Origin of the sequence: Halomonas sp. AOP43-D1-4, assembly GCF_052446175.1 — a bacterium.
Taxonomy (GTDB): domain Bacteria; phylum Pseudomonadota; class Gammaproteobacteria; order Pseudomonadales; family Halomonadaceae; genus Vreelandella; species Vreelandella citrativorans.
Genome location: NZ_JBQSVY010000021.1, coordinates 26,536 through 36,279, shown reverse-complemented (window position 1 = coordinate 36,279; position 9,744 = coordinate 26,536). Strand labels below are relative to the sequence as shown.

Here is a 9,744-nt window from a genome sequence, read left to right as displayed (position 1 = left end):
CCAGAACCAGAACCAGAACCAGAACCAGAACCAGAACCAGAACCAGAACCAGAACCAGAGCCCGATCCTGTCGTGGCTGAACGGTCTGAGCCGGTTAAACAGGCAGAGCCGACCGCGCAGCCTGAGCAAGTCGAACAGCCTCTGGCCAATCAGAAAGCTGACGATAATACTCAGACTGAAAATGAAATGGTGGAGGCAGTGGTTGGCCACGCCGGTGAAGATGGCTCTTCAGCCGAGGAAGTGGTCATGGAAGAAACGGGTATTGCTCAGGCTAATAGTGCGGATGTCGATAACCAGTATGATTTATTGGTTCGACAGCACTTGCTTGAAAACAAGCAGACGCCCAGAGTCATGGGGGCTCGCCGTATGGAAGAAGTGATTACGGTTGAATTCACGCTGGATCGCAACGGCAACGTATTAAGCCATCAGTTGGTAGGGTTATCCCGTGTGCGAGAATTAAACCAGGTGGGTGGCCGCTTGGTAGAAAATGCCATGCCTTTCCCCCGCGCTCCCGCTGGGGTTAGCTGGCAGAGCAGGGTATATACTATCGATGTATGTTATCAGATTAATTAAAGTCTGGGCGGCACTACGGTTTTCAGTGCCATTGCATAAAAAGAGTGTGCAGCACTATGCAGTTAACATGGTCGCTATTTAGGTCACTGCTAGCGCGCGCTCTTTAAGCTTAATTGAATAGCGAAATAAAAAAGAGAAAAGAACAAGCAGGGAAGTAGCAGCAGTGTGTAGAAAATCGAAAGGGATGATGTAAATGGAGTGGGTGTAATACAAAAGAAGGTGTTCAATGATGCGGACGGGACCAGCGTAATGGTGCCCAGGAGAGGACTTGAACCTCCACGTCCATACGGACACTAGCACCTGAAGCTAGCGCGTCTACCAATTCCGCCACCTGGGCGCATCATTTGTACTGCGGGTATTTTGCTGATTGTATTCGTATGGTGCCCAGGAGAGGACTTGAACCTCCACGTCCATACGGACACTAGCACCTGAAGCTAGCGCGTCTACCAATTCCGCCACCTGGGCGAATACATATCAAGCATCAACCACATCAACTTGCCACTGCACCCGCTACTCATGAAAAGAGGATAACATGAGAAAGCGTGGTGCCCAGAAGAGGACTTGAACCTCCACGTCCATACGGACACTAGCACCTGAAGCTAGCGCGTCTACCAATTCCGCCATCTGGGCAAGTGGCGCGTATGATACCGGGGTGCTGGTTAAATGCAAGACCTGAAAGATAATTTTATGGCGCAAATCGCACAATTGCTGCTTAAGGTGGTTGGGTCATGGAACATGCAGCGCTATACTGGCCCCATGACCAAACAAAATATGACGTTTTTCAGCTTACTGCCTATTAACGCAGTCGCTGACTATCCCTACCTGCAGCGACTATCCGCTGCTGTTTTTGTCCGCCTCCCGCAAATGCAATTAAGGATGTCGATCGCATGAAGTATTGGACGTTGAGTGATGATCCGCACGCCGAGCGTGAGGCGCAAAAATATGATAATCCGGCGCCTAGTCGTGAGTATCTGTTAGCGGCGTTGGAAACGTACGGCAAACCGATTACCCATGAAAATATGAGCCGCATGCTGGGCATCGAGGACGAAGATCACCTTGAAGCCGTTCGCCGCCGGATGGCGGCCATGGAGCGTGATGGTCAAGTGTTGCGTGACCGTCGCGGCGCTTATGCATTAATTGATAAGCTTGATTTGATCAAGGGCAGCGTACTGGGGCACCGGGACGGTTTTGGCTTCTTGATTCGTGATGATGGTAAAAAACCGGATCTGTTGTTACCTCCTCGCCAGATGCGTCGGGTGTTCAGTGGTGACCATGTATTGGTCCGTATCAGCGGCACAGACCGCCGTGGCCGCGATGAAGCGACCATTGCCGATGTGATCGCCCGCAATACGCAAACAATGGTGGGGGTATATCGCAGCAATACGCCGGAATTTGGCATACTGATTCCTGAAAATCCGCGTATTACTCAGGAAGTTATTATTCCTCACAGTGCCAGCGCTGGGGCGAAGGATGGCCAAGTGATTTCGGCCAGAATTGTGCAGCAGCCGGCTACCCGCGTGCAGCCTGTGGGTGAAGTGATTGAAGTGTTGGGTGAGCGTATGGACCCTGGCATGGAAATCGATATTGCGATTCGTAGCTACGATATTCCTGCTGAATTTCCGCCTGAGGTGCTGGATCAAACCAGCGGCATTTCAGCGGAAGTGCTGGAGGAAGACAAAAAGCATCGCGTTGACCTGCGAGATACACCGCTGGTTACGATTGATGATGAGTCTGCCAAGGACTTTGATGATGCCGTGTGCGCGTGGCAAACCAAGTCAGGCAGTTGGAAGCTGTTAGTCGCGATTGCGGATGTCTCTCACTATGTGCGTCCGGGGACGGCGCTGGATAATGAAGCCCGCACGCGGGGTAACTCGGTGTATTTCCCGGGGCAGGTGGTGCCCATGCTGCCGGAGCTTTTATCCAACGGTCTTTGTTCGCTCAATCCGAACGTGGATCGCCTGGTCATGGTCTGCGAGATGAATATCTCCAAGACCGGGGCGATTAGCCGCTACTCCTTCTATGAAGCCGTGATGAACTCTCATGCTCGCCTCACTTACAACAGCGTGGCGGCGATGCTTGATAACGAGAGCGAAGAGGGCAGTGCGCTGCGTGAGGAACACCGCGAGCTGGTGAAGCCGCTGCAAAACCTGCATGAGCTTTATCACTTGCTACGCGGGGCTCGTGAAACGCGTGGCGCGATTGATTTTGATACCACTGAAACGGCGATCATCTTCAACGACGAGCGCAAGATCGAAAAAATTGTGCCGCGTAAGCGTAACGATGCGCACAAGTTAATTGAGGAGTGCATGCTGGCCGCGAACGTTGCGACCGCACGTTTTCTTGATAAGCACGACCTGCCCGCGCTGTACCGTATTCATGAGCGGCCAACGCCTGAGCGGTTGGATAAGCTGCGCTTGTTCCTGAACGAGCTGGGCCTTTCCGTGGGTGGCGGCGATATGCCTACGCCGCAGGATTACCAGGCGCTTCGTGAGGCAATTGTTGATCGTCCTGATGCCGATATTATCCAGACGGTCATGCTGCGCTCCATGAATCAGGCGGTGTACTCACCGCAGAATGAAGGTCACTTCGGCTTGGCATATCAGGCGTATGCGCACTTTACGTCGCCGATTCGTCGTTATCCTGATCTGCTCGTGCACCGTGCCATTCGTTCGGTCATTCGGGGGCCGCGTCAAACCAATACCGTCGTGCGCGTTGACGGAGCGCCGGTCGATCCGCCGAGCAAATGGTGCCCTTATACGTTTGAGCAGATGCTTGAGCTTGGCGAACACTGCTCAATGACTGAGCGTCGCGCCGATGAAGCGACCCGGGATGTAGAAAGCTGGCTGAAGTGCGAGTTTATGTCCGACAAGCTGGGCGAAACCTTTGAAGGCACGATTGCGTCGGTTACCCAGTTTGGCTTGTTTGTGCGTCTGGATGCGTTCTATGTCGAAGGCCTGGTGCATGTGACGTCGCTGCCGTCGGATTATTATCACTATGAGGCAGAGAAGCATCGCCTGAAAGGCGAGCGTACCGGAACCACCTATCGCTTGGGTGATGGCTTGACGGTGCAAGTGGCGCGCGTCGATATGGACGACCGGAAAATTGATTTCAGTTTGACCGACGATAAGCCTCGCCCGCGCCGCCAGCCGCGTAAACGCCGCAGTGGCGACACTAATGAAGCGGCCGCTCCCAAGAGCGACGCTGCGCCCAAGAAAGATAAGCCATCTACGCGTCGTGGCCCGCGACGTACGCGTCAGTCAACGCCCAGGAGAAGTTAAGTATGAAATCGGCGTCGTCTCGACGTGGTGCACGTACTACGGTACGTACGCCGGATGGGCTGGACCAGGTCTATGGTACCCACGCCTTGCAAAGTTTGTTGGAGCGCGGTGAAACGCCGCGCGAGCTATGGGTTCAGCAAGGAGCCGGTAGTCGTTTGGCCGAAGTGGTTGCCCAGGCGCAAGCGCGTGGTGCGCGAATTAAAGAGCAGCCGCGTGACCTGCTGGACCAGTTGACTCAAGGGGCTGCGCATCAGGGAGTGGTGGCGTTCTGCCCGCCACTTACGCCTGAAGGCGAAGAGTCCTTGTGGTTAAAGCTGCGTGCCTGGCAGGCGCCAACACCGCCACTTTTGCTAGTGCTGGATGGCGTGACAGACGTGCATAACTTTGGTGCCTGCTTGCGCAGCGCCGATGCCGCTGGGGCACATGGCGTTATTGTGGCAAAAGACAAGGCCGCACCGCTAAATGCAACCGTGCGTAAAGTGGCTTGCGGTGCTGCCGAGGTAGTGCCGGTTTATCAGGTCACCAACATGGCGCGTACGCTTGCCAAGCTTAAAGATGCCGGCGTATGGATTACCGGTACAGCAGGTGAAGCCCAGGCTAGTGTATTTGACATCGATTTGACCGGCCCTACTGCGCTAGTAATGGGAGCAGAAGGGAAGGGCATGCGGCGTTTAACGCGGGAAGCCTGCGATAATCTGGCCAAGCTACCTATGGCAGGGCAGGTTTCAAGCCTTAATGTCTCTGTGGCTACCGGGATTTGTTTGTTTGAGGCAGTACGACAACGCCAGCTTGCAAGTTAACCCTGCGCCCACTAGAATACTCGCGCCCGTTTGTCTACAGGCGGGCGCAGATGTTTACGTTGGTTAAATACCTGTACGTTGGTTAGATGCCAATACGTTAGTTGAACACCAGTTCTGCTTAATGCCTTAAGTTGCCGTTTGGCGGTAAGTTAGGTGCATTTCAGTAACTCCTTGCTTCCCTGTCGTCGTTCTCGCTTGTGCGGGGCACACACCGGAAGCTGTCAAACCGCAAGGAGATCTCATGCGTCATTATGAAATCGTGTTTATGGTCCATCCGGATCAGAGCGAGCAAGTGCCGGCTATGGTCGAGCGCTACACCAGCATCGTTACCGAAAACGCTGGTACTGTACATCGTCTTGAAGATTGGGGCCGTCGTCACTTGGCTTACCCGATCAACAAGATTCACAAAGCCCACTACGTGCTGATGAACGTTGAATGTACTGGCGAGACGCTCGAAGAAATCGAGAACATCTTCCGCTTCAACGATGCCATCATCCGCAGCCTGGTTGTACGCTGCAAGGAAGCGGTTACTGAAGCTTCTCCGATGATGAAGCCGGCAGAAGAGAAGCGTCCGCGTCGCGAAGACAAGTCGCGCGCTGATGAGTCCGAGTCTGATTCAGACGTCGAAACTGCCTGATTCTATCCACTGCACGTTTTAAGGAGCTAATCCATGGCACGTTTTTTCCGTCGCCGTAAGTTTTGCCGCTTCACTGCTGAAGGCGTCAAGCAGATCGACTATAAAGATCTGGACACTCTGAAAGCTTATATCACCGAAACTGGCAAGATCGTTCCGAGCCGTATCACCGGCACTAAAGCACGCTACCAGCGTCAGCTGGCGACTGCTATCAAGCGTTCGCGCTACCTGGCGCTGCTGCCCTACTCCGATAGCCACCAGTAAGCGTTTAACGTGATGCTGGCACTGGCAAGATGGCTAATGCGAGGGCTGCCTTACGCCGTAGGCGGGGCAGCGCTGGCCACGTTAGTGCCGTGGCTGTTTTGGTTAGGTGCTGCTATTGCTGCTTTGGTAACCCTGCGTAAAGGCTTTGCACCTGCGCTACCGGTTATTATCGCAGCGGCGCTACCCGCCGGTTTTTGGTGGTCGCAAGGCGACGTTATCCCGCTGGCCAGCGTATTGCTGGTAACGCTGATGGCGGTTGTCCTGCGTGAAAGGATGCGTTGGAGTGAAGCGTTGCTGGCGGGCACATTCGTGGCTGCAGCAATGGTACAGTTCGGCATCTTTAGCCTGCCAGGCGACATGGGGCCAATGCTTGAGCAACTACGACAAGGCTCTCCGGACGTTGATCGTATGCTCACAGAGTTGGCTAATCAGGGGTACGATACCCAAATGCTGGCTGCCATTGTGGTGGGGGGCGTTACGGGGCTTGTGGTTCTGATTGCGTCGATTGCATGTTTAGCCTTGGCGCGAAGCTGGCAAGCGGGGTTATATAACCCGGGCGGGTTTCGTGAAGAGTTTCATGCGTTACGACTCGCACCCAAAGAGCTTGCCGTGTTAGCGGTGCTTTGTGTGGTCGGCATGATGCTTGGGGGACATGCGTTAGCAGTACTCGGCTGGATACCACTACTCGTTGCCGGCATTGCGTTAGTGCATGGTTATATTGGATTAAAGGGGATGAACGGGCTGTGGCTGGTAGCATTTTATGTGCTGCTGATCACGACCTGGCCCACGATTCTCATTGTGCTGCTGTTGGGGCTGATTGATACATTCGCGAACATTCGCGCACGCCTTGCCCGCGGCAACTGACAAGAGGTTTACGAGATGGAAGTCATTCTGCTCGACAACATTGGTAAGCTGGGCGGCTTGGGTGACAAGGTCACTGTTAAGCCTGGTTATGGTCGTAACTACCTGGTGCCTTACGGTTTAGCCGTACCGGCCACCAAAGAGAACGTTGACGCGTTCCAGGCACAGCGTGCTGAGCTTGAAGCTCAAGCGGCTGAGCGTAAAGCAGAAGCCCAAGCCCGCGCTGAGCAGCTGAACGACATCGAGCTTTCGCTTGTGTCTAAAGCTGGCGACGAAGGCAAGCTGTTTGGTTCTATCGGTCCTCGTGATCTGGCCGACGCTATTTCCTCTGCTGGCATCGAGGTTGCCAAGAGCGAAGTGCGTATGCCGCAAGGCCCGATTCGTCAAACTGGCGAATACGACATCGACCTCCACCTGCATGCAGAAGTGGACGCCGTTGTTCGCGTGGTAGTCGTCGCAGAGTAAACTTTGCTGCTGCTATTTACGCCAAAAGGGCGCGGGATTTCCCGCGCCCTTTGTTATTTAAACCCTTTGTTATTTAAACCCTTTGTTATTTAAGCTCTGTGTTATTTAAACCCTGTGTTATTTAAGCCCGTTGCTATTTAACGAAGGCTTATTTTCAAGCGGCTAGTGGTTTGTTGAAAGCCCTGAGCGTTTAGAAATAACCCTTTATGCGATGACCTAGCGGTGGTTGCTAACGGTTTGTCCGATTAAGATAGTGGTCTTTGTCGGCTATGCTGCACTATTGAAAGGAGCTCGCTATGGACCAGCCTTCTGCTGATCAGGAAACGGCAGCGCTGAAGCTGCCGCCGCATTCGCTGGAGGCGGAGCAGTCGGTGTTAGGCGGGCTAATGCTGGATAATCAGGCGTGGGATACGGTTTCCGAGCGCCTGGTAGCCGATGACTTTTATCGTTATGAGCACCGTTTGGTGTTTAACGTCATGATTCATCTGGCGGAGTCTGGACAACCCCTTGATGTCATCACCTTGTCTGAAGCGCTTGAAGAGCGAGATCACCTGGATACCGTGGGTGGCTTGGCTTTCCTGGCGGAGCTTGCCCGCAATACGCCTTCGGCGAGCAATATTCGCGCCTATGCGGATATTGTGCGTGAGCGGGCAACGCTTAGAAAGCTGATTCGAGCGGCGAATCAGATTGCAGAAGGCGCCTTTGCCCCCCAAGGGCGGCCAGCCGATGAGCTGCTTAATGAAGCTGAGCGGTTGGTTTTTCAGATTGCCGAAGAGCGCCCTAAAACGGGTGGCCCAATTGGCATGAGCGAGCTTCTCACCAAAGCGGTTGATCGCATTGATGAACTCTTCAACCTGAAGGGCGAAATGACGGGGCTATCAACCGGCTTTCGTGATCTGGATGAGATGACGTCAGGGCTTCAGCCTTCGGACCTGGTCATCATTGCCGGGCGTCCCTCCATGGGTAAAACCACGTTTGCGATGAACCTGGTCGAACACGCGGTTATCTCCAGCGATAAGCCCGTGATGGTGTTCTCCATGGAGATGCCGGCTGAATCGCTAATGCTCAGGGTGCTGTCATCGCTTGGGCGCATCGACCAAACCCGCGTGCGTTCGGGGCAGTTGGAGGATGAGGATTGGCCGCGCCTAACGTCGGCGGTCAATCTGCTTAAAGACAAGCAGCTCTTTATCGATGACACCGCTGCGCTTTCACCTAATGAAATGCGCTCGCGCTTGCGCCGTGTCGTGCGTGAGCACGGCAATATGTCGCTGATCATGATCGACTACCTTCAGCTGATGCAGATCCCCGGTTTTTCTGAAAACCGCACGGGGGAGATATCGGAAATTTCGCGCTCGCTAAAAGGCTTGGCGAAAGAGTTTAAATGTCCGGTAGTGGCGCTTTCTCAGCTTAACCGCTCGCTGGAGCAGCGCCCCAACAAGCGCCCGGTTATGTCTGACTTGCGGGAATCAGGCGCCATCGAGCAGGATGCGGACGTTATCGCCTTCGTCTATCGTGATGAGGTGTATAACCAGGATAATCCAGATAATCAGGGCTTGGCTGAACTCATTATCGGTAAGCAGCGTAACGGGCCTATCGGAACGGTGCATATGGCGTTTATCGGCAAATATACCCGTTTTGAAGACCTGGCTCCCGACAGCTATGGCGAAGCCTTTGGTGACTAGAAAGAGGGTGTGACGCCCTTAACATATTGATCATATAGAAGAGAACGAACGGGAGTAATTCATGGCAGGTGGTTTTCGGCGTGGTAATCGTCAGCGTCTTCCCAAGCTTCAAGGGCGCGGAGAACTTCAGGAATTAGAGCGCGAAGGGCCTTTTAAAGAGTGGTTGGGTATGCCAGACCTTTATCGCTATCAGCTGGTCGTTGATGGTGAGAAGTACAGCTATCAAACAGAAGATGCTGAGCTTCCGGTCGCTATCGGCGATAACGTGGTATTTCGCTACAAAGAGACCAAGGGCGGTAACTGGATTGATCGTAACTCGCTTGGTAAGGCGATTGATCCTTCTGAATATCAGTAGCTTGGCTGTATTAATAGACTGATAGCCTGGAAACCTCCTGAAAAGTTGCCCTCTTGGTCAATAAGTGCCAATGTAAGGTAACAGGAATGTAATAGGACGCAGTCATGCTGGGTCCTATTGTTGTATCCAATAACAGGAGGGAATCATGGAACTGAAAGCACTTAAACAGTTCGTCGATAGCCACGATAATTTCGAAATTCGCGTTATTACGCATTCGGGTAGTCGTTTTTATCAGCTTGAACTTGAAGATGTAGAAGGCGCGCGGCATATGCTCACCCAACGTGGTAAGCCCATGCTGTTTCGCTCGTTAGATGATGTGTATTTGGAACTAAAACGTGCGGGTATTCATCGCGCGTATCTGGTTCAACATGTGCCTCAGGACGAAGTTATTGGTCGTGACGCACATTACAGCGAGCCGCTAGCCTCACGAATGCCGCTGGTTTTTTAAAAAGCGGTTGATGAACCACTCTGTGTATTTACTGAATGCACACACAACAGTTAGCGTAACGTTTTTCCCACCCTCGCCTAAACCCTAATGCGGTGACAGGCAAAGAAACAGCAGCCTGCATTCATCTCTTCTTGCAGGCTCGGTAAGCAACAAAGCCCTACCAGCCGCCGGACGCCCAAATCTTTATATAGTGGCCCGGCTGCATCTTGGTCAGCGCACTGCTTTAACCGCTTAGCTTGCCTCTATTCGCCGTGCTTTCCAGGTGTTTTCCAAGTGCTTTGCTTCTGACCACCTTGCGGCTATTTTTTAAGTATCTTCGATCTGCGCTTAAAGCGTATTTGAAGTAAGGCGTGGGGCGGCGGAGTGCCACTTTACCGGTGGTTA

The 9,744-nt window shown here is 53.3% G+C and carries 11 protein-coding genes and 3 tRNA genes; 11 read left to right on the top strand and 3 right to left on the bottom strand.

The window, feature by feature from the left end:
- Positions 1-573: energy transducer TonB family protein (locus ACT3RQ_RS16745; protein WP_444680917.1), on the top strand; the 573-nt coding region annotated here is incomplete at its 5' end.
- Between the two features lie 250 nt (positions 574-823).
- Here ACT3RQ_RS16745 and ACT3RQ_RS16740 read toward each other — a convergent pair.
- The 3 genes from ACT3RQ_RS16740 to ACT3RQ_RS16730 all read right to left on the bottom strand — a co-directional run bounded on the left by ACT3RQ_RS16740 (position 824) and on the right by ACT3RQ_RS16730 (position 1,203).
- A tRNA-Leu gene (locus tag ACT3RQ_RS16740) sits at positions 824-910 on the bottom strand.
- A gap of 41 nt (positions 911-951) precedes the next feature.
- Positions 952-1,038 (bottom strand) — tRNA-Leu (locus ACT3RQ_RS16735).
- 78 nt (positions 1,039-1,116) lie between these two features.
- Positions 1,117-1,203: transfer RNA gene (locus ACT3RQ_RS16730), tRNA-Leu, on the bottom strand.
- Between the two features lie 33 nt (positions 1,204-1,236).
- On the opposite strand from ACT3RQ_RS16730, the gene ACT3RQ_RS16725 reads away from it, so the two are divergent.
- The 10 genes from ACT3RQ_RS16725 (at position 1,237) to ACT3RQ_RS16680 (ending at position 9,360) form a co-directional block, all read left to right on the top strand.
- On the top strand, positions 1,237-1,464 hold the full coding sequence (locus ACT3RQ_RS16725) for a hypothetical protein (protein WP_172116088.1): 228 nt from the start codon (positions 1,237-1,239) through the stop codon (positions 1,462-1,464).
- Entirely contained in the window at positions 1,461-3,851 is a 2,391-nt protein-coding gene (gene rnr / locus ACT3RQ_RS16720; RefSeq protein WP_444640752.1) for a ribonuclease R, read from the top strand. Before ACT3RQ_RS16725 ends, rnr begins: the two co-directional genes overlap by 4 nt.
- Before the next feature lie 2 nt (positions 3,852-3,853).
- A complete protein-coding gene (gene rlmB / locus ACT3RQ_RS16715) occupies positions 3,854-4,651 on the top strand; it encodes a 23S rRNA (guanosine(2251)-2'-O)-methyltransferase RlmB (RefSeq protein WP_172116090.1) in 798 nt (265 codons plus the stop codon).
- A 241-nt stretch (positions 4,652-4,892) separates the two neighbouring features.
- A complete protein-coding gene (gene rpsF, locus ACT3RQ_RS16710; RefSeq protein ID WP_087107800.1) occupies positions 4,893-5,288 on the top strand; it encodes a 30S ribosomal protein S6 in 396 nt (131 codons plus the stop codon).
- Positions 5,289-5,321: 33 nt separating this feature from the next.
- Positions 5,322-5,549 carry a 30S ribosomal protein S18 gene (rpsR, locus tag ACT3RQ_RS16705; protein WP_009097135.1) on the top strand — a complete coding sequence of 76 codons (228 nt, stop codon included), beginning with the start codon at positions 5,322-5,324 and terminating at the stop codon, positions 5,547-5,549.
- Between the two features lie 12 nt (positions 5,550-5,561).
- The gene (locus ACT3RQ_RS16700; RefSeq protein ID WP_087107798.1) at positions 5,562-6,413 is read left to right on the top strand and encodes a hypothetical protein; all 852 of its coding nucleotides are present in this window, start codon (positions 5,562-5,564) and stop codon (positions 6,411-6,413) included.
- Positions 6,414-6,428: 15 nt separating this feature from the next.
- A complete protein-coding gene (gene rplI, locus ACT3RQ_RS16695) occupies positions 6,429-6,875 on the top strand; it encodes a 50S ribosomal protein L9 (protein WP_172116091.1) in 447 nt (148 codons plus the stop codon).
- 296 nt (positions 6,876-7,171) lie between these two features.
- Positions 7,172-8,557 carry a replicative DNA helicase gene (gene dnaB / locus ACT3RQ_RS16690; RefSeq protein ID WP_172116092.1) on the top strand — a complete coding sequence of 462 codons (1,386 nt, stop codon included), beginning with the start codon at positions 7,172-7,174 and terminating at the stop codon, positions 8,555-8,557.
- A gap of 61 nt (positions 8,558-8,618) precedes the next feature.
- Positions 8,619-8,912, top strand: coding sequence for a hypothetical protein (locus tag ACT3RQ_RS16685; RefSeq protein ID WP_087107793.1), 294 nt, complete (start codon positions 8,619-8,621; stop codon positions 8,910-8,912).
- 145 nt (positions 8,913-9,057) lie between these two features.
- Entirely contained in the window at positions 9,058-9,360 is a 303-nt protein-coding gene (locus ACT3RQ_RS16680) for a DUF6482 family protein (protein ID WP_172116093.1), read from the top strand.
- Positions 9,361-9,744 lie beyond the last annotated feature (384 nt).

Coding starts and splice junctions, on each gene's coding strand:
- ACT3RQ_RS16725 (WP_172116088.1), top strand. CDS start 1,237: ATGCAAGACCTGAAAGATAATTTTATGGCGCAAATCGCACAATTGCTG.
- rnr (WP_444640752.1), top strand. CDS start 1,461: ATGAAGTATTGGACGTTGAGTGATGATCCGCACGCCGAGCGTGAGGCG.
- rlmB (WP_172116090.1), top strand. CDS start 3,854: ATGAAATCGGCGTCGTCTCGACGTGGTGCACGTACTACGGTACGTACG.
- rpsF (WP_087107800.1), top strand. CDS start 4,893: ATGCGTCATTATGAAATCGTGTTTATGGTCCATCCGGATCAGAGCGAG.
- rpsR (WP_009097135.1), top strand. CDS start 5,322: ATGGCACGTTTTTTCCGTCGCCGTAAGTTTTGCCGCTTCACTGCTGAA.
- ACT3RQ_RS16700 (WP_087107798.1), top strand. CDS start 5,562: ATGCTGGCACTGGCAAGATGGCTAATGCGAGGGCTGCCTTACGCCGTA.
- rplI (WP_172116091.1), top strand. CDS start 6,429: ATGGAAGTCATTCTGCTCGACAACATTGGTAAGCTGGGCGGCTTGGGT.
- dnaB (WP_172116092.1), top strand. CDS start 7,172: ATGGACCAGCCTTCTGCTGATCAGGAAACGGCAGCGCTGAAGCTGCCG.
- ACT3RQ_RS16685 (WP_087107793.1), top strand. CDS start 8,619: ATGGCAGGTGGTTTTCGGCGTGGTAATCGTCAGCGTCTTCCCAAGCTT.
- ACT3RQ_RS16680 (WP_172116093.1), top strand. CDS start 9,058: ATGGAACTGAAAGCACTTAAACAGTTCGTCGATAGCCACGATAATTTC.